The organism is Geomonas silvestris (genome assembly GCF_014193515.1).
GTDB classification, from domain to species: domain Bacteria; phylum Desulfobacterota; class Desulfuromonadia; order Geobacterales; family Geobacteraceae; genus Geomonas; species Geomonas silvestris.
This window is the reverse complement of sequence record NZ_BLXX01000012.1, coordinates 154,281-172,923: the sequence shown is the minus strand read 5'-3', so window position 1 is coordinate 172,923 and position 18,643 is coordinate 154,281. Positions and strand designations below refer to the sequence as shown.

Here is an 18,643-nt window from a genome sequence, read left to right as displayed (position 1 = left end):
ATCTTATCCCCTTCCAGCTGTCCGGCCTCCTGCGGCCAGAGGAGGTTCGGGGCAGCATCAGATAATTGCCATTTGCGGGGATAGGTGTGCTATAAAGCATCCATTCGAAAAAAGCACTACTTCACAAAATGCACCGAAAGGATAGCTGACACATATGACGATCCGATGGTATCCCGGACATATGGGCAAGGCGCTGGAATCGATCGCGGACCTGATCAAAAAGGTTGACGTCGTGATCGAGGTCCTCGACGCACGCCTCCCCTCGTCGAGTTCCAATCACCAGCTGCAGGCGCTGCGTCGCACCAAGCCGTGGGTCAAAGTCCTCAATAAACCGGACTTGGCCGATCCGGCGGTCACCGCTGCCTGGCTCAAGCAGTTTAAAAGCGAGACCGGCGTGAGCGCCGTGGCGATCTCGGCCAAAAAGCAGCTCGAGGTCAAAAAGCTGATCAAGCTCTGCAAGGAGCTGTCGCCGAGAAACGGCAGGCTCGGCTTTCCGACACGCGTCATGGTGGTCGGCATTCCCAACGTGGGGAAATCCACCTTGATCAACACCATGGCCGGCAGGAGCCTGGCGAAGGTCGGGGACAAGCCGGCCATTACCACCGTGAACCAGCGGATCGAACTCGACGGCATTGTGCTGTCCGACACCCCGGGTGTGCTCTGGCCCGAGATGGACGACCAGGAAGGAGCGTACCGGCTCGCCGCCAGTGGGGCCATCGGTGCCAATGCCCTGGATTATCACACGGTTGGCCTGTTCGCCGCCGAGTACCTGATGCGGCGCTATCCCGAATTGCTCAAGAGCCGTTACAAAGTGGCGGAACTGTCCGAGTCCCCCTCGGCCCTGATCGAGGAAATCGGCCGCAGCCTGGGCTGCTTGATCGCAGGCGGAGAGATAGATCTGAATCGGGCTTCCGAGGCGTTCCTGCGCGAGTTGCGGGCCGGCAAGATCGGTCGGATCAGCTTCGAGGAACCGTCCTTGAGTCAGGAAGTGGACTCATAACGGCCACCTGGAGGAGGGGGCAGGGGGAGATGTCATTACGTCGGGTACTCGTTACTCTACAAGGCTAAAATGCCTCCCTTCTCCTCCCCCGCAGGGGCGGTTATGTCCCGAATGCTGCTTTGGGCAAGGAAACAATCTGCACCCTCGGATGCCCCATCAACGTACCTGTGCGGTTGTTTCCGAGAGTAGTTCTGCGATCCAGGAATTGATGCCCTTGCCGTGAGCTGCAGCTTGGGCTGCTAACCGCCCCTGAAAGACCCCACCTACCACGCTTTTGCCGACGAAGCAAAGGCCGAAGCCTTCGAAAATATCCCAAATCCGGTTCCAACATCATCTTGATATTGTCTCTTTGCCGAGCTGCAGTGCAACTCTTCTTTGCTAAGGCCTTGCCATGTAAGTAAATTCTGTGAAATGCGCCTTTCCACGCCAGCATAGACAAGGGCTCAGCTATCCAAAACATGCAAACCGATATAAAACAGCGCACAAACAAGTGCTATTTCTATCATGAACATGATATTCACCTATGAAAGTTAGTAAGTAAAGCATAAAGCAAAATGCTTTATTCTACGTAAAAATACCAGAACGTCACCATTACTAAACCGAGTACTATTGCTGAATATACCATATAAACCCACCACCTTTGCAGCTAAGTATGTTCCATAAACATATTGGCCATGCTTATATTGACTAATATTTTATGTTAATACATTGAATTAATAGCCTGAATGTAAGAATGTTCAGTGTTAGCTGTTAGCCTACATGGTTGCATTATACGAGCCGACCCGGAGTGCGAAGCGTCGACAATTCTAACCTGCTGTATTTAATGTTGATTTTAGATCCAGGTCGGCTGGGCAATGGGCTGGGACCGTTACAGAAACTGTTGTAGGCGAAGGATCCGGTATATATGGTGGGCGGCGCAATGATCTGTTTTATGGGCGTTCTGGCGCAAATTGTGCCATGGCGTAGGATTCACGGGCTACCATCACCTCGCCCACAGGGGAAACACAGGGGGGCGCCCCACCAGATACGACGATACGCTTCTCCGGCTGCCTTTCAGCTGCATTTGGAAACAAAAGAGCGAAACACAAGAGGGACGCCCTTGTAATCCTGTAATTGTCCTAGGGGAAACACAAGAGGGACGCCCCTGTAATCCTGTAATTGTCCTAGGTGGCTTGCCGACAGTTTTCTCCATCCTGAAGAAATACAGCATTACAGGGGCGTCCCTCTGATGGCCCCTGCGCGAGTTGCGGGCCGGCAAGATCGGTCGGATCAGCTTCGAGGAACCGTCCCTTGAAGCAGGATCCGACTCGATGAGGCCGCCAGCCTAGCGGGGCACTGGGAGCCTTCGTTACGGGGGGAGCAGGGTGACACTGTTAGGCACGGGGCGTCACGAGGCATCCGGCCTGGAAAAGAGCCAGCGCTGGACGAGCCTCGTGTAGCGGGGCATGACCAGGTACACCATCAGGAAGACGACGACGCCGGTCACCGCGAAGGTCGCCAGGAAACGGTTGTCTGCGACCCCGAGGCGGTGCAGCAGCGGGCTGACAGCCACGGGAATCAGGAGCGCCAGCGGGTAGATCGCCGACCAGGTGACCAGGTACTGCTTCCAACGCACGGGGATCTTGGCCTTCGCCCCCGCGGGAGTAAACCAGAAATCCAACCCGCTGCTGATGAAGAAATCGTCGTCGGTCGCTAACAGGGGGCGGACCTTCTCGATCAGGCGGGCACGGGTCGGGGATTCCATCCACGTGCGCAGGTTCGCCTCGGTATCGAACCGGATGATTACCGTATAGGTGTCGGTAAGACCGGGAATGGGCCGAACGATGTTCCAGTCCAGGTGGCCCGGCGCAGTCTGGCAACGTGGCGCGATCTCGTTGAGCCAGCGCTCATACTCGCCCCGTTTGCCGGCGCGCAACCGGTGGGTGATAACCACCGTCGCTCCGTCGACGGTTTTGGTGTCAGTCGATGCGATCGTACCCATGGCCTTGCTCCGTTATGACTCAGCCAACCCCTTCCGCTCCTCTCCGGCCCTTGGCACCTCGTCACGACCCTGCGCCGGCAAGGTGAAGTAGAAGGTTGCCCCCTTCTCCGGTTCGGCTTCCGCCCATACCCGCCCCCCGTGGCGCCGGATGATCCGTTCGACCGTGGCCAGGCCGACCCCGAACCCCTTGAAGCCATCGGCCCCGGAAAGCCGCTTGAAGGGAGCGAATATCTCCTTGGCATCCGCCATGTTGAAACCCTTTCCATTGTCCCGTACGTAGAATGCCGGCCCTCCCTCCAACTCGGTCGCGCCGACCTCGATGACCGCCTCGTCGCGCATGCTCGTGTATTTCCAGGCATTGCCGATGAGGTTTTGCAAAACGGTTCTCAGCAGGCTTTTATCCGCGTTTGCCGTCAGCCCTTCCGCGATGTCGAACCTGGCAGGGCGTGCCTCTGGCCCGCTTTCTCGCATCTCCTTCGCGACGCCCCTTGCCATCTCGCTGACGTCAACCGGTCTGCGCCGCAGTTCGGCCCGTGTCGATCCGGAGAACCTAAGAAGGGTGTCGATGAGATGGTTCATTTCCAGGATCTTCTTGAAGATGGACTGGATGTACCTCTGGCACTCCTTGTCTATCCTGTCGCCGCACATGATCTCGACCGCCTGGATGGAAAGCCCCATGGTATTAAGCGGCTGCCTCAGGTCATGGGACACCATCCGGTTGAAGGCCTCCAGCTCGAGGTTCGCATCCTTCAGCTCCGCAACCTGCGCCGCCAGGTCGGCGTTGAGCCGCTCGATCTCCAGTTCGGAGCGCTTGCGCTCGGTTATGTCCTTGACCATGCACAGCAGGTACCTGTCCTGGTCGATCTCGATGAACTCGCCCGAAAACAGGCCGGTGTAGCTTTCCCCCGTCGTTCCTCCGAAGCTGACCTCCAGGTCGTGGATCCGTCCCAGCTCCTCGATGGCCTGTATCATCCGCTCCCGATCCTGCGCACTTTCCCAAAGGCCTATCTGGTGCGTCGTCCGGCCGATCACCTCCTCGCGCCGATACCCCAAAAATCCGAGCGCGGTGTCGTTGATATCGACGATGCGTCCTTCTTTCAGCGTGGTTATGGCGACCAGCGCGGGGGCACTATGGAAGATGGTCGCGAACTTTTTTTCCGAGCGGCGCAGCGCCTCTTCCGCCTCCCTTCGTTCGGTGATGTCGGTGAAGAGAATGGCCACCTGGCACTCTTGCGGTTCCCCATAGCGAAAGGCGTAGACGTCGAACCAGCGCCCCAGCTCTCGCGCCTGGTTGTGGAAGCGTACCGGATCGCCGGTCCGGGCGACCGCGCCGTAGGCCTCGAACCAGAACTCCTCGTGCTCCGGGGCGAGTTGGCGCATGGTCTTTCCTTGGGCCTTTGAGAGTCCCGTGTGCTTGTCGAAAGCCGGGTTGGTCTCGAGGAACCGGTAGTCGAGCGCCTTGCCGTTCTCGTCGAAAATCATCTGGACGATGCAGAAAGCCTCGTCGATGGAACTGAAGAGGGTGCGGTAGCGCCTCTCGGAACGCTCCAGTTCCAGCATCTGATCTCGCACCTGGTACTGCCGGCGTCTGCCGCGCAACGCGGCCTGAACATGCGCCACCAGGGTGTTTACCCGCACCGGGCGCTCGATCAGGGTCACGTCACCGGGCAGCAGCAGGGTGTTCTGCACGCGGCTGCTGCCCGGGCCGTTGCGCAACAGCACCATGATGGGGAGCTCCGACCAGGAGGGCTGGTGGGCCAGGGTATCCCGCAGGCAGGCAAGCGAAGAGGAGGAAATCAGGTCATCTCCGATGATGAGAGCTCCGACTCCCTTTGCCACCTCGGCGCAAACTTCTTCCGGCGTGGCGCACAAGAGCGCTTGCACGCCCACCTCCCCAAGGACCCTGGGGATGGAGGCGGCGTCGCGCCTTTGCTGCAGGAGTACGATCACCCTTTCGTCGGCGCCGTGGTCTTCTCCGGTGCTAGTTTTCAAGCGTCGGTACTCCCGTCAGGACCCCTTGCATCTTGGTCAGCGGCTTGTCGATGTTGATCCCTTTGCTGGACAGGGAGAATTCCCTGATGGTGAGCTCGTGCGGCCCCCTGCGCCGTTTCAACACGGATATGGCCCTTCTGATCTCCCCCTTGTGCTCGAAGTAGCGCAAGAGGAGGATGGAGTCGGCAAGGTAACTCATGTTGCCGATCTCGCCCCGTTCGCTGCCGAAGACGCCGTGCTGTTCCATGATGAGGAACGTGGTGACCTTTTTGTGCGCCAGGTACATCAAAAGCTGGTGCAGCTGGGTATAGACGGACCTCTCGTCCGCCATGGCCTGGACGTAGCCGCTCAGGGTGTCCAGGACGATGGTGGTGGCACCAAGCTCCTCGACCTCCTTGAGCAGCATGCCGCAGAACTCTCCCGAGGAGAACTCCGCCACATCGATCTGGTGCAGCGTGATAAGCCCCTGATCGACGAAGTCGTCTACCGGCATCCCCAGTCCCGCGGCCCTCTCCTTGAAGGAATCCTCCGTCTCCTCGAAGAGGTACACCACCGCTGACTCGCCCCTTTTTGCCCCGGCATAGAGGCAGAGGTTGGCCATGGTCGTCTTCCCGGTGCCGGAGGCGCCCACGATCGCCGTCGTAGTACCGCGGTCGATCCCCCCCCCGAAAAGCAGGTCCAGCTGTGCGTTCCCCGTGGTGATCACCGATCTTTGGGACTTCTGCGAGCGCAGCGGGTCGACGGTCAGGGTGGGGAAGATCCTGATGCCGTCGCTGGCGATGGTGAAGTCGTGCCAACCGCTCCGATAGCTTCTCCCCCTCATTTTCAGGACCAGCAGTCTGCGGCGTACCGGACCGTAGCCGACGGCAGTCTGCTCCAGACGTATCACCCCGTGGCAGATGGTCTCCATGTGGGTGTCGAGCTCGCTTTGCCCTATGTTGTTGGTAAGGAGCACCGTGCATTCGTCATTGCCGAACTCCCGGCGGATGGCGAGGATGAAGCGGCGAAAGCTTACCAGGTCCTCGGAGAGCAGCCGCAGGTCCGAGAGGGAGTCGATGACCAGGCGCTGGGGTTTCACCCGCCGGACCTCGGCGAGGAGGTCCTTCATCGCTCCCGAGGGCTCCATCTCGGCAGAGTGGAAGACCCTCTGCTCCGGCCCCTCCATCACCTCGTCCGAGATCTCGACGGCATACGCGGTGAAGAGCGCGGGGTCGAGGACGATGCCGGAGGCTTCCGCCATGTCGGCGAGATCACTGTCTCCGCCGGTGACGGCGATGTAGAGGCACCGTTCCCCCCTGCCGATGCCGCCGGCGATGAACTGCAAGGAGAAGGTGGTTTTGCCCGTACCGGGAGCGCCGGAGACCAGGTACATCTTGCCCGCCCGCAACCCTCCCCGAAGGGTCTCGTCGAGACCTGGAATGCCGGTCGGCACCAAATGTGTGCTCTGAAGTTGTGTCATGTCTGCCCCCTGCGGGTTGAGGTGCTCTTTCGTTTCGGAAGTCTGATCCAGGCCGCGTCTTCACTAAGCTGCGACAGCTTTGTAGTATGGCCATGTGCCTTGTGACTGCCGCACAACAGGAGCGTTATATTTAACTTATTTGTTGGTCCGTGGCAACAGAGAAATTGGAAACAAAGACAAACTCTCTTTTTTGATATTACCGCAAATTGGAGAAAACAGTACATTCCCTGGCTGAGAACAATCGCGGTCAGCGAGCCGGCGACGATATTCACCGATTTTTCTGCGCAGATCCGCATATTTTACCCTATGATGGTATTCGGGTTCGATCCAGAGTAGTGAGGTCGGCGGGTTGCCGTACATGCTGCCAGCTACCCAAGGAGAGAAATCATGCAAATCACCCTCGTCAGCAGCGGGCGGGACACGCAGGTTAAACTTCCCCGAAAACTGTTTGCGCAGCTCAACCCCATATTCCACGCACATTTCCAAAAAAGCTTTGAGAGATGCTTCACCCTCTTTACGAAGATCGTCGACAGTAGTGGCGTAAGAACCTGCCTCCCATTGATCCCGATAAACTCTCCGCAAAACATGTTGATTTAAGGTCGTAAGTAATTACCGCCTCATACCCGTTGATAGTCATGGTATTCATGGTCTGACTCCAATTCCTGTTCCTTCTGAACGCTGAGCACCAGCCCGCCCCGAAACAGACTGACCAGGCTGCCAACCATCAGGAAAATTATCAACCCCAAAAGCCGCAACGACGTTGGTCATCCCAGTAACGTGAGGGTAGCGTGATACCTGGGAGGGCTGCCAATACGAGATCGCCCGCGCATGCCTATTTTTCGATTAGTGTTTGCATCGTTTTATGAGAATATTTTTTGTTCCCAAACGGCATCTATGGTATAGACGATAACAGAGAGCAACGAGGGACGCCCCTAATTGTCTTACCAAAAAGGAGGGAGACATGGACCACGGCAAGATATCAAAAGAGATTGCTTCGGGTTTGGTTGAACTGCAAAGCCGCATTAAAAAGGCCGGAATCCCCTCCTCCAAGCTCGACGAGACGCTCAACATCGCCACCTGGAACATCCGTGAGTTCGGGAAGAAACCGAGAAGCGAGGCGGCGGTCCATTACCTGGCCGAGATACTGGGGCAGTTTGACCTGATCGGAGTGGTAGAACTTCGGGACAACCTTTCCGACCTGGGACGGGTACTCCAGATACTTGGTCCGTACTGGAAAGTCGTGTACTCCGACATGATTCCGGATGATGGCGGAAACCATGAACGCATAGCCTTTATCTACGACAAGCGGGCGGTAGTTTTCACCGGAATGGCCGCAGAGGCAAACCCACCACGGACCAAGGAGGGGCAGGAATATCACTCCCAGATCTCCTGGTGGCGCAGCCCCTACCTTGCCTCGTTCCGCGCCGGCAAGTTCGATTTCGTGGTGCTCAGCGCACACATCCGCTGGGGTGACGACGAGAAGGCACGGCAAGGCGAACTCCAGATGCTCGCAGACTGGCTGGACGAAAAACGCAAGGAAACGACGCTCGAGGACAAAGACCTGATCGTCATGGGTGACTTCAACATTGCAAGCCGGGACGACGACCTCTTCAAGGCGATCACCAGCAAGGGATTGCAGATCCCCAAGGCACTCCAGTCCCTCGAATTCGGTTCGGACCTCGCCCGCAAGAAACGCTACGACCAGATCCTCCACTTCCCCATCTATCCCGAAAACTTCACCAATAACGGAGGCGTGCTCGATTTCTATTGCGGAGACATCGAGCCTCTGTTCCCCGGGATGGCGAAACTTAAGTTCACCTATCAGCTCTCCGACCATCTTCCACTTTGGATGCAGATAAATACGGATATCGAGGGGCAGATTCTAGACCAGATCATTCAAGGGTAGGAGGGATGAGGGGACGGGACTGAAAGTGGGACGTCCCTGTAATACTGAAATTATTGTGAGTGGTTTTGACGACGGGTGTCTTCTTCTGTGAGAAATACAGGATTACAGGGGCGTCCCTCTGGGTCCCTCCCAGGTGGAGAGATAGATCTGAATCGGGCTTCCGAAGCGTTCCTGCGTCAGTCGCGGACAGGCAAGATCGGTCGGATCAGCTTTGAGGAACCGTCCGCGAACTAGGAATCCTCAGTGTACTTAACCACAAAAGGCGCACAGAGGAACACTGAGGAAAACCTGAAACCCGTGGGGAAGCCGTCCGGCCTTAACCGCCTGGGCGAAGCAGGTCGAACCCGTTTTCAGGATTTTCCCCGCCGTTGTTTTTCCTCTGTGTCCCTCCGTGTCCTCTGTGGTGAGAACGGTTCCGAAACTACACCCCTTCGAACATGATGACGCGGTAGTCCGCGCCCAGAAACCGGTGCGCACGCGCCGTGCGGTACGCCTCGCCGTTGTACCACTCAAGGGCCTGCTCACGGTCAGCAAACTCCAGCAGCACCACTCCTTGCGCCTCCGGTCCTTCCAGGGTTTGCACGGCACCATAAAGCGCCAGGCCTCTAACCGATCTTCCCGCCAACGAACCTGCTGCCAGCTTGTTGTACTCTTCGATTTCCGCTGCTTCCTTGACTCTTTCCCTGACAAACACCATGTAGGTCGCCATCGGTTTCTCCTAGAGGGTCTGGATGGTCCCGCCATCGATACGGTACTCGACACCGGTTATCCAGGCGGCCCGGTCGGAAGCGAGAAACGCCGCCAGCTCGGCTACCTCTTCGGGGCGACCGGTCCGGCCCAGCGGGATTCCGCCTATGTAGTCGATGATCTCCTGCCGTGCCGCGTCCTGCGTGATCCCCCGGGACTCTGCGATCTGGCTCACGTAAGAGGCAGCCGCCTCTGTCTCGATGAATCCCGGAGATATCGCGTTCACGCGCACCCCATGGCGCCCCACCTCGAGAGACAGTGCCTTGCTGTAGTTGTTCAATGCTGCCTTGGCTGCCGCATAGGCGAGGGTGGAGTCGTAGATCGGCTTGTGGCTCTGGATCGACGAGATGTGGATGATGACCCCTTTCCCCCGCGACACCATGTCCGGAAGAAAGCCGCGGTCCAGGCGCACCGCTCCGAACAGGTTCAGTTCGAACATCTTGTGCCACTCCTCGTCGGTGTGCATGAGGTACCCGCCGGCGGGCGACTTAGACCCACCTACGTTGTTGATCAGGATGTCCAGGCTGCCAAACGCCTCCCGTACCTGGCGAACGACCGCCTCGCTCCCCGTGGCGCTGCTCAGGTCGGCCGCGATACCCGGCAGCGGGAAATCTTCCGGGATCTCCCGGGCCGCCACCATGACGTCGGCCCCGCCTTCGGCGAGACGCAGGGCGATTGCCCGCCCCATCCCCTTGGTACCTCCGGTCACCAGCGCTTTTTGTCCTTCGAACTCTCGTGTCATGACTCTCTCCTTCAATGAACTTCCTGTGATTGACCTGTGCCGAGTTTCGGATTATGGTGGTGTTTAGTCAAGTACTCACAAAAAAGTAAGGTACCTACTGAAAGGATAGTTATGAGTATTACGGCATCTTCTGCAGCCGTCGGAATTCAGGACGCCCTCAAGGTTTTGGAAGGGAGATGGAAGTTGCTTATCATCATGAATCTCTTCGCAAACAGCACCATGCGCTTTTCCGAACTCGAGCGCAGCATTCCCGGGATTACCCAGAAGATGCTCATCCAGCAGTTGCGGGCACTTGAGACCGACGGCATCGTAAAGAGAACCGCCTATCCCCAGGTTCCCCCAAAAGTGGATTACGCGCTGACGGAAGAGGGGAGGGAGCTTTGTCCCGCCCTGGATGCGCTTCTCGTCTGGGCCGCCCGGCGCAACCAGCAGTCCGAGTACGGGCACTACCTTGCCAAGTATCATCACCTTGAGAGCGCCGATGAAATTGACGCACCCCGTCAAGCCTCGTTTGAGGAAGCCTAGGAACAGACGCCGCCTGGTCCACCGCATGATTGCTATCCATCAACATAGCGTTTCTTTTCCCGCGAATTATCGCACCCCGTGCGCATTAAGGCGGTGGGATTAGAGAGAAGCGAGTAGGTGCCGCTGTCATGCTATAATGGGCCGGGGCGTTTAGAAGACAGCTGTTACAAGAACGGTTTTTTCTTGAATTACAGGATTACAGGGGCGTCCCTCTGACGGTCCCCGTGTGAGTGCCGATTGGACGATGGCATTTGGAGAAAGAAGATCATGGCAAAGTATCTCATTTCATTTCCTAGTGCCGCAATGAAGGTAGCCAACAGCGAGTTAGATGCGGTGGGGCGAGACGCTCACGCGGTGATGCGCGAGGCTAAGGAGGCAGGCATCTATGTCTTCGGCGGCGGTATTGATGAAACAGTACCGCCCGTCCTTGTCTCGGCCAATGGCTTAGTCACTGAGGGAGGTTACCCGTGGGCGCCTCCGCTTAATGGCGGATTTACGGTGCTTGAGCTCCCCTCAAGTAAGGAGGCCATCGCATGGGCCGCACGTATCGCGAAAGCGTGTCGCTGCGATCAGGAGCTTCGAGTATTCGGGTTTGATCCAGATTCGTGAGATTGGAGTGTTGATGTAGAAGGCCTCTGAGGGGGACGCCCCTGTAATCCTGTAAGGCCTCTGAGGGGGACGCCCCTGTAATCCTGTAATTCTCAAATGTCGAATACCAGGCTCTACTCGTTTGACCTTTACAGGATTCAGGCGCGTCCCCTTGAAGAACCACATTTAGACCTGATACCTCCCCGCTTTTCCTTCCCTTCTCGGCGCTCAGGGCCTCGACAGAAAATCTCGAACGGCTGTGATCGTGGCCGATGGCGCTTCCTCCATCAACCAATGCCCGGCATTATTGACGACAACTTCGGTCACATCCGTGGCAGCGTTGCGCATCACTACCGCTTCATTCGCGCCGAACGACTTTTCGCCGCCAATGGCCAACACGGGCATGGTGAGCTTCGTTTTCAGCGCGGCCTTGTTGTCCTCAGCATCCTGGCGAATCGTGTTGAACTGGGCGAAGGCTGCGTGCATGACACCAGCACGCGCATAGAGCTTCGCGTAATGTGCCCGGGTGGCTTCGTCTATTTTCGTGCGATCGCCTGCGAATTCGTTCCAGAAGCGGTCGAGATAGATGCGCTCGCGCCCAGCTACGAGCCGCTCCGCGTCCGGGCCACCGAAATCGAAATGCCACAGAGCCGGCAGACGCACGATGGAGTCCCAAGGCGGAATACCGGGGACCGGTGCGTCCATAACTACGAGCTTCTCGGTTTTTTCAGGGTAGCGTACCGCATAGGCGTAGGCGACCATTGTGCCGATGTCGTGACCGACAATCGCTGCTCGGTCGAGTCCGAGTGTGGTCAGCACAGAGCGGATATCGGCGGCCTGCGTCCGCTTGTCATAGCCGCCGGCTGGCTGCGACGAGAGCCCCAAGCCGCGCAGATCGGGCACGACAACCGTGTGATCACGTGCGAGGTCGGCTGCAAGCAATGCCCACATGTCGCCCGTATCGCCGAACCCGTGTATAAGGACCACGGCTGGACCTTTGCCGCCGACGCGCACGTGCAGCGTCGCGCCATCGGTCTGGATCTCCTGCGTTCGGAACGAGGGTGGATACGGCTTAACCTGTGCTGCCGCCGGAAATGCCAAGGCCAGTATGACTAACGCTCCTAGCAGAGATCTGAGCATGTCCTCCCTCCCATTGTTGAAAGACCAATCGTCATTCTTCCTGTCCAACGCCAGGCTGACCGACTTGCCCGGTCAGGTGGTCGCTCAGGCGTTACGGAGCAGCTTCAGTAACTCCTTCGCCGCCGGCCCCGAAGATGCCGGGTTCTGGCCGGTCACCAGTTTACCGTCTACCTGGACGTACGGTGCCCAGTTGGCGGCCCTGCTGAAGACCGCACCGCGTTCTTTGAGGCCATCCTCCAGCAGGAACGGCACGACCTTGGTCAGTCCGACGGCCGCTTCTTCCTCATTGGTGAAGGCGGTTACTTTTTTGCCCTTGATGAGGTATTGCCCGTCTTTGCCGCGGACGTTGAGAAGCGCGACCGGCGCGTGACAGACGGCACCGACCGGCTTGCCGGCTTTCGCGAAGTCCTCGATGAGCGCGATAGAGGTGGCGTTATCCGGCAGATCCCACATCGGACCGTGCCCACCGGGGTAAAAGATGGCGTCGAACTCCTGCGCCGAAACCTCGGAGAGCTTCTTGGTGTTGGCGAGCGCAGTTATCGCCGCGCGGTCGTCGCTGAAGCGCCTGGTGAGATCGGTCTGGTTTGCAGGCTCGTCGCTTTTGGGATCGAGGGGTGGCTGACCTCCCTTGGGAGAAGCCAGCGTGATCGTCGCTCCGGCATCTTTGAAAACATAATAGGGAGCGGCAAACTCTTCCAGCCAGAACCCGGTTTTTTCCCCGGTGTTTCCGAGCTGGTCATGGGAAGTTAGAACTATGAGAATTTTCATGGCGCATCTCCTCTGCCATTCCATCTGCTTATTTTGCACCCTCAGGCCAGATTTTCACAGCCATTTCTAATTGCCAAGGGTAGGAGCAACTGGGTCTTCGGTGAGAAACCGGACTTGACTCAGGCTCGCAGGTGGTACGAAAAGGCCGTGACCACGGGGGACGCGAGCGGCAAGGCAAACGTTGAAAGGCTGAAGCAGCTGGAGCAGATAAAATAAGGGACTCCGCATTCCCTGTTCATCCCTTGCGCACGGGGCAAGACTCGGTAGAATTGGCGAACTCTAATATAAACGGAGGTCGCCCATGGTATGGGAACGTGTGGTCCAGTCCGCCGAAGCTCTGATGGTTTCCAATCAGGTTCCGGCGTCGGAAGAGATTATCTCCCTCATCAAGAGGATCAATCCGACCGCGAGGCAGCTGTCTGAGGCGGACCGCGAACGCGGCTACCTGATCAAGAACCGGCTGCAAAACCTGCTTCTGGAAAACTACGGCGGCGCTTTTTACCTGGCGCCCCATCCCTACACGGACGAGATCGTCCTGATCAAGCACTCCTCTCTCCCCTCTATCGACGCCTGCCACACACATCTCTCTGTGCTCTCGGTGAAGGCGCTTCAGTCTGCCGGCTCACCGCCTGAACCACCGCTCCCAAAAAGCAAACCGCATAAGGAGAAGGCCAAAAAGCAAGCTGAGCCCGCCGGCTCGGCCGCGGATCTCTTGAAGCGGGGCCAACTCCTGCTGGAAGAGTACGACTATCCGGAGGCGGAAAAGGTGCTGGCGGAACTGCGGCTGGAGAGCGGCGCCGATCTGGAGACGCTGGCGAAAGCGGCCCGCCTCCTGCTCGACGAGCTGGGAGCCTATTCGAGTGCCGTGGAGATGCTGCTCGCCCAGCCCAGGAAGTTTCTCAAGGAAAGAAGTATCCGCGAGCTGCTGGCTCTTGCCTACTACCGCAACGAAAACCTGGCGGAGGCGGGGATGATCTTCGACGCACTGCTGCCGGCCGACCTGGGGAAGGAAGCGCTCCTGGCCTGGGCAAGCCTCTCGCACCGGGACGGTAACGACTCGTTCGCGTTGCAGTTGATCAGGATGGCCGAGGAGCGGGAAGGGTTCCTGGGAGGCTTGGCCGAGTTGCGCAAGGCTGTGGAGGGCTCGCTCGAGCGGGAAGCCGAACCGCTTTTTAACGAGGCGCTTGCCGCGGTGGAGCGGGGAGACCTCGCCGCGGCGGCGCTTCGGGCGCGCCAGGCGCTGCAGGTATACCCGGGACTCGCGGCCGCCCGGGAGATCCTGGAAGCGCACACCGCCAGCAAGGAGAGAGACGAGCTTTCCATGTTGTGGCAGGAATTTCGGGCGACCGAAAGCTGCGAGGCCAGGCTGGACCTGTTGGCCAGGCTCCAGGAACGGGACACGGAGAAACGCGAAACGATCAGGGAGCTGGTCGCCCACGAGAAGGCGCGGCGTAAAAAGGAGCAGCTCGCCTCAGAGCTTAAAAGTCTCGAGACGCTGGCCGCGGGGGCGTGCTGGGGAGAGTGCTTCGACGTGCTGCTCTGGTTCTCGCGGCAGGAGGACCCCCAATGGCTGAAAAAGGCCTGCACCGTCTCGCGCCTGTTCTCGGTCCTGTCGCACAACCAGCGGCTCTTCAGGCTCCCCGAGCGCGCGGCACGGGAGGCCTGGCTCGACTTCGTGAAGGCCAAATCGGCGCTGGAGCGGGGCAATCGGGAAGCATGTTTCCAGCTGCTCGAGGGGGTGCGGCACTACTTCCACGGGTACCCGGAATTCTCCGAGGACTACCTCATGCTCCTGGGCGCGGAGCAGGAAAGGGCGCGCCGGGAGATCGACGGGCTCCTGCAGCAGGCCCGCTCCAAGGAGTGCGGCAGCTCTACGGCCAGACGCCTGCTCGCTTCGGCCCGCAAAAGGCTCGCGATCCTGCCGGACCAGGAACGAAGCGAGCTTACCCTGAGTGTGGATGAGTGCGAGGCCGGCTTGCCCCCCGAGCGCGCCGAGGAGGAGTTGGTGCGGGCCTACAAGGCGGCGCTTATTGCGGGGAATGGACCCAAGGCCGAGATGCTGCGCAGGAAGATCCATACGCCGGCTCTGCTGGAGAGGGCAGAGGCGAAGGTGAGGGAGCGCTTCCGGATCCAGGCGGAACCGGTCACCCTGACCTATTCCGATCAGCTCCCCCTGGACGACATCCAGGGCCTGGATACCAAGGCCCAGCCCCTCTGGTACTATGCGACCGACCGGCACGTCCTGCTGAACGACCGTAAGGGACACATCGTTGTGGCAAACCTTCAGCAAGGGACCGCGACGAGGTTCTACTCGCCGATGTTTCCGTACCTCGTTGCCTGCGACGACCTTCCCTATCGGGACACCTTTCTCTTCGTCTATGGGCCCGATGTGCGCTACATGCTGCGCGCCGACCTCCATCCGGGGCAGGGGAGCTTCACCGCGCTGCTCAACCTCCGGAAGAATCTGGGGCTGGACAAAAGCACCCGGGTGGTGCGCGTGTACCTGTCGAGCGAAAGGGACACCGACTACTACCTGAGCCTTGCCCACGAGGACCATGTCAGTCCGGGGCGGCTGGTGAAACGCAGGATCGGCAGCAAAAATCCGATCCCCGAAGGGCTGCAGCTCAACAACCAGCCGTTCATCGATAGCCGCCGGCTTACCTGCGCCCCCGACAGCTTCGTCGCCGGCGTGACCGACGAGACCCACGTCATAAACAAAAATCTCTCCAGCGAGGGGTCGGTCGAGATGACCCCGGAGATCTGGGGCGTAGACCCGGCCAACCGTCGGATGTACTACTTCTACTCGGTGATGCTCAAGCGGGTCGACTTCAAGTTCGACAACTACCAGGAGTTTCCCCTGTCGGGGGCCTGTTTTTTCTTCCGGAAGTCCCATTTGAGGCTGGGCTTTTCTCCCAGCACCGACACCGTGTTGTTGATGCTGAAAGAACGGCTGGCGCTTTACAACTACCGCACCAACCGTATCACCAGGCCTTTCGGTGTTAACCGCATCCTCGGACTCAAGCCGGCGAACAACTGGTACCTGTACGAATACCGTCACGACAGCAGCGAACTGATCCTGCGGGACCTGACTGGCGAACTCGACACCGTGTACCAGTGGGAGGATATCCCGGACCTGCGGGAGGACCGGAGCTATGCAAACTCGGAACAGCTGCACGAACTGATCTATCTCGGCTACGAACCGGACCCGGAGCCCGCCGAGGCAACTGCGGGTGAGGCAACCGCAGGTGAGGGAGCTGCGACAGGGAACCCCTTGACGATGAACGATTGACGATGAACCGGCAGTTTTGGTGGCGTGGCAGCTTCGCCCTTCTTCAGCTTCACCCACCCCTTGCCCTCTCCCGTCAATGGTGAGGGGGATTTGGTTCCCCAAATTCCCGGATGAACCACAAAAAAGCCTCCTAGCGGAGGCTTTCCTTATTAAGTATATGAGTGCTGTTTTTTCAGATGGACAAAAGCCGGTTGAAGAAGGTCCGGTAGCGGCGCAGCGCCACCCGCAGCTCCTCGGTGGAGACGCTGTCGCCCCGATCCCACTGGGCCTCGAGCTTGTGGGGTGCAATGGGACGCCTATAGGCTAGAGATACGTTCCTTAGTACCGCCCTTGCAAGAGCCGAACTTCAGCCTACCATTACTGTAGCGACCGACAGCCGCAGCGCAAAAAAGCCCCAAGAACCAAAGCTCCAAGGTGGGGTGAACGTCTTGAAGGTTGGAACCAAGGGGGGGGACATGAAAAAGCTAGCTCTGTTGGTAATTTTATTGTCCGGGTGCAGTGCGAATCACAGCATTGTGCCGGCGGCAGCAGACCGTCCAGCCATCGTCACTGTTAGCGCCTACACCCATCAGGGATGTCTGGAGAAACTCCGGCTCGAAGCTGCAAAACGAAACTGGGAAATCAAGGAAATACCTTACAAAGCAGATGCCGCAGGCATTACGGGGGAAATCCTGCTTTTCCCGTTTTTTAAGGGTGTGAGTTGCTCAGCCTATATATTGACCGGAACGATACCAAAAGAATTTTGATTTTGCCTCGCATCTTGCATCGGCTTTTGGGTTGCACTCATTGCAACGGCACAGGCAGCTCCGCGCACCATCGGCCAGTTGCTCGCCAGGGAGGACGGGGGCACGGGTAACTTGTGTAACCTGTTCGGAACAGAACGACGGCTGACCCCTTAGGTATCTCAGATCCGGTTCGTCTCCAGAGTGAATCACTCGCAGTAAGGGCTTTTCTGGCGCACCTCAAATTCCAGCAGAACTCTCAACACCTGCAGATACGAAAAAAGCCTCCGTAATGGAGGCTTTTTTGTAACCACTCCGGGCGGTCTGTATCAGCACCGGGGAAGGGAAGGGCGGGGTGATACCTAGCGGGCTGCGGGCTGGTTGCCTGCTTTTGAAGTTCTTGCGGGGCCAAAAAGCGAATCCCCCCTGTCCCCCCTTTTCCAAAGTGGGGAACGTTTGAGTTCTTTTGCCGGCTAAAGAGCGCGCTTCCCCACTCCTGTAATATCGATCAGTTACACAATGTAATTCTTGATTGCGGTTCACACGGCGTAACTCGCGGCTCACACGGCGTAACTCGCGGTTCACACGGCGTAACTCGCGGTTCACACGGCGTAACTCGCGGTTCACACGGCGTAACTCGCGGCTCACACGGTGTAACTCGCGGTTCACACGGTGTAGACCGCGGTTCACACGGCGTAGACCGCGGTTCACACGGCGTAACTCGCGGTTCACACGGTGTAGACCGCGGTTCACACGGTGTAACTCGCGGTTCACACGGTGTAACTCGCGGTTCACACGGTGTAACTCGCGGTTCACACGGTGTAACTCGCGGTTCACACGGTGTAGACCGCGGTTCATACGGCGTAACTCGCGGTTCATACGGTGTAACTCGCGGTTCACACGGCGTAACTCGCGGTTCACATGGTGTTGAGCGCGATGTAGGGATTATCGAGTTGCTATGTACCCGAAATTAATCTGAAGTGCTGTTCCGTGGCAACGGCATGGGGAGTTGTCTGAGGAGGGATCATAGACCCACTTTCCCAGAGGGTAAAGATCGTGCCTTCAAAAAAAAACGAGCAGACGCTTGCACTGCACGCATAAGCCTGTATCCTTGAAGTGAATTAAAAATAACTAATCTAAGCTATCACCAAGCGAAGAAGGAGGTACCGTGGCGAATCAACTCTACCGAATAATGCGAACCTTTCGACATTTACCGCCGACCAAGTTCCACCAGTTTGTCAGCAGGGTGAGGACCGCCTTGTCCGACAAAAACAGGGTCCCCGACTCGGTGTGGGGCGCAAACCTGGCGCTCATCATCGCGTTCTTTGCGGCGGCCGACAAGCACGACTACGTTTTCCACGAGTCGATGCACGGCAGCAGGATCGTGATCGCGGAGCGCGAGTTGCTCCAGGCGCAACTGATCCTCTACCTGGACCAGATCGCCTCTCTTCTGGAAATGGTAGCGGTCACCAATCCGGACATCCTGCTGGTCTCGGGGTTCGACACCGCCAAGGAAAGAAGGACCCACCCCAGGAACAAGGCAGAAATTGAAGCTCACAACGCCACGCAGGCAGAACGACCCCAGGACGGTTGAACGGCGGACGATGAACCGGTACAACGAAAACGGCCGGTATAACACGAAAAGGACTCACGGCAACGGTGCTGTGAGTCCTTTTCGTGTTTCTGACGACGGTTGCTCCTCATGGGCGGGAGGGTGAACCTTAAGGCAACGGCTAAAGCGAATCCCCCTGTCCCCCGTTTCCAAAGGGGGAGACGCGGGGCCG

The 18,643-nt window shown here is 58.3% G+C and carries 15 protein-coding genes; 7 read left to right on the top strand and 8 right to left on the bottom strand.

The genetic code is table 11. From position 1 onward, the window contains the following. The first annotated feature begins 154 nt into the window (after positions 1-154). Positions 155-1,000, top strand: a complete 846-nt coding sequence (gene ylqF, locus GMST_RS17555) for a ribosome biogenesis GTPase YlqF (protein ID WP_183356000.1) — start codon at positions 155-157, stop codon at positions 998-1,000. A 1,387-nt stretch (positions 1,001-2,387) separates the two neighbouring features. Here ylqF and GMST_RS17550 read toward each other — a convergent pair. From GMST_RS17550 to GMST_RS17535, 4 genes are all read right to left on the bottom strand, one after another. Then, positions 2,388-2,981, bottom strand: a complete 594-nt coding sequence (locus GMST_RS17550; protein WP_183355999.1) for an antibiotic biosynthesis monooxygenase — start codon at positions 2,979-2,981, stop codon at positions 2,388-2,390. 12 nt (positions 2,982-2,993) lie between these two features. Further along, positions 2,994-4,973, bottom strand: a complete 1,980-nt coding sequence (locus tag GMST_RS17545; RefSeq protein ID WP_183355998.1) for a sensor histidine kinase — start codon at positions 4,971-4,973, stop codon at positions 2,994-2,996. After that, on the bottom strand, positions 4,963-6,432 hold the full coding sequence (locus tag GMST_RS17540; protein WP_183355997.1) for an ATPase domain-containing protein: 1,470 nt from the start codon (positions 6,430-6,432) through the stop codon (positions 4,963-4,965). The genes GMST_RS17545 and GMST_RS17540 overlap by 11 nt, the downstream gene beginning before the upstream one ends. Before the next feature lie 135 nt (positions 6,433-6,567). Continuing rightward, complete coding sequence (locus GMST_RS17535) at positions 6,568-6,906, bottom strand: hypothetical protein (protein ID WP_246399811.1); 339 nt, start codon at positions 6,904-6,906, stop codon at positions 6,568-6,570. A 487-nt stretch (positions 6,907-7,393) separates the two neighbouring features. Between GMST_RS17535 and GMST_RS17530 the strand changes: the two genes are divergently transcribed. Next, positions 7,394-8,338, top strand: coding sequence for an endonuclease/exonuclease/phosphatase family protein (locus GMST_RS17530; RefSeq protein ID WP_183355996.1), 945 nt, complete (start codon positions 7,394-7,396; stop codon positions 8,336-8,338). 421 nt (positions 8,339-8,759) lie between these two features. On the opposite strand, the gene GMST_RS17525 is transcribed toward GMST_RS17530, so the two are convergent. Further along, complete coding sequence (locus GMST_RS17525) at positions 8,760-9,047, bottom strand: DUF1330 domain-containing protein (protein ID WP_183355995.1); 288 nt, start codon at positions 9,045-9,047, stop codon at positions 8,760-8,762. 9 nt (positions 9,048-9,056) lie between these two features. Next, positions 9,057-9,827: an SDR family oxidoreductase gene (locus GMST_RS17520; protein ID WP_183355994.1), complete on the bottom strand. Its 771-nt coding sequence runs from the start codon at positions 9,825-9,827 to the stop codon at positions 9,057-9,059. Positions 9,828-9,938: 111 nt separating this feature from the next. Here GMST_RS17520 and GMST_RS17515 point away from each other — a divergent pair, with 111 nt between their 5' ends. Together GMST_RS17515 and GMST_RS17510 are read left to right on the top strand one after the other, a co-directional pair. Next, complete coding sequence (locus tag GMST_RS17515) at positions 9,939-10,352, top strand: winged helix-turn-helix transcriptional regulator (protein WP_183355993.1); 414 nt, start codon at positions 9,939-9,941, stop codon at positions 10,350-10,352. A 267-nt stretch (positions 10,353-10,619) separates the two neighbouring features. Beyond that, the gene (locus GMST_RS17510) at positions 10,620-10,961 is read left to right on the top strand and encodes a YciI family protein (RefSeq protein WP_183355992.1); all 342 of its coding nucleotides are present in this window, start codon (positions 10,620-10,622) and stop codon (positions 10,959-10,961) included. A 207-nt stretch (positions 10,962-11,168) separates the two neighbouring features. Here the strand turns inward: GMST_RS17510 and GMST_RS17505 are convergent, their stop codons facing one another. Continuing rightward, positions 11,169-12,080: an alpha/beta fold hydrolase gene (locus GMST_RS17505; RefSeq protein WP_183355991.1), complete on the bottom strand. Its 912-nt coding sequence runs from the start codon at positions 12,078-12,080 to the stop codon at positions 11,169-11,171. 84 nt (positions 12,081-12,164) lie between these two features. Next, positions 12,165-12,848, bottom strand: a complete 684-nt coding sequence (locus tag GMST_RS17500) for a type 1 glutamine amidotransferase domain-containing protein (RefSeq protein WP_183355990.1) — start codon at positions 12,846-12,848, stop codon at positions 12,165-12,167. A gap of 301 nt (positions 12,849-13,149) precedes the next feature. On the opposite strand from GMST_RS17500, the gene GMST_RS17495 reads away from it, so the two are divergent. From GMST_RS17495 to GMST_RS17485, 3 genes are all read left to right on the top strand, one after another. Then, on the top strand, positions 13,150-16,137 hold the full coding sequence (locus GMST_RS17495) for an ATP-binding protein (RefSeq protein ID WP_183355989.1): 2,988 nt from the start codon (positions 13,150-13,152) through the stop codon (positions 16,135-16,137). Positions 16,138-16,592: 455 nt separating this feature from the next. Continuing rightward, positions 16,593-16,883: a hypothetical protein gene (locus tag GMST_RS17490; RefSeq protein ID WP_183355988.1), complete on the top strand. Its 291-nt coding sequence runs from the start codon at positions 16,593-16,595 to the stop codon at positions 16,881-16,883. 1,234 nt (positions 16,884-18,117) lie between these two features. Continuing rightward, positions 18,118-18,453: a hypothetical protein gene (locus GMST_RS17485; RefSeq protein WP_246399800.1), complete on the top strand. Its 336-nt coding sequence runs from the start codon at positions 18,118-18,120 to the stop codon at positions 18,451-18,453. The last annotated feature ends 190 nt before the right edge of the window (positions 18,454-18,643 follow it).

Bases quoted from the DNA above. Each gene is read 5' to 3' on its own strand.
- ylqF (WP_183356000.1), top strand. From the start codon at position 155: ATGACGATCCGATGGTATCCCGGACATATGGGCAAGGCGCTGGAATCG.
- GMST_RS17550 (WP_183355999.1), bottom strand. From the start codon at position 2,981: ATGGGTACGATCGCATCGACTGACACCAAAACCGTCGACGGAGCGACG.
- GMST_RS17540 (WP_183355997.1), bottom strand. From the start codon at position 6,432: ATGACACAACTTCAGAGCACACATTTGGTGCCGACCGGCATTCCAGGT.
- GMST_RS17530 (WP_183355996.1), top strand. From the start codon at position 7,394: ATGGACCACGGCAAGATATCAAAAGAGATTGCTTCGGGTTTGGTTGAA.
- GMST_RS17525 (WP_183355995.1), bottom strand. From the start codon at position 9,047: ATGGCGACCTACATGGTGTTTGTCAGGGAAAGAGTCAAGGAAGCAGCG.
- GMST_RS17520 (WP_183355994.1), bottom strand. From the start codon at position 9,827: ATGACACGAGAGTTCGAAGGACAAAAAGCGCTGGTGACCGGAGGTACC.
- GMST_RS17515 (WP_183355993.1), top strand. From the start codon at position 9,939: ATGAGTATTACGGCATCTTCTGCAGCCGTCGGAATTCAGGACGCCCTC.
- GMST_RS17510 (WP_183355992.1), top strand. From the start codon at position 10,620: ATGGCAAAGTATCTCATTTCATTTCCTAGTGCCGCAATGAAGGTAGCC.
- GMST_RS17505 (WP_183355991.1), bottom strand. From the start codon at position 12,080: ATGCTCAGATCTCTGCTAGGAGCGTTAGTCATACTGGCCTTGGCATTT.
- GMST_RS17500 (WP_183355990.1), bottom strand. From the start codon at position 12,848: ATGAAAATTCTCATAGTTCTAACTTCCCATGACCAGCTCGGAAACACC.
- GMST_RS17495 (WP_183355989.1), top strand. From the start codon at position 13,150: ATGGTATGGGAACGTGTGGTCCAGTCCGCCGAAGCTCTGATGGTTTCC.
- GMST_RS17490 (WP_183355988.1), top strand. From the start codon at position 16,593: ATGAAAAAGCTAGCTCTGTTGGTAATTTTATTGTCCGGGTGCAGTGCG.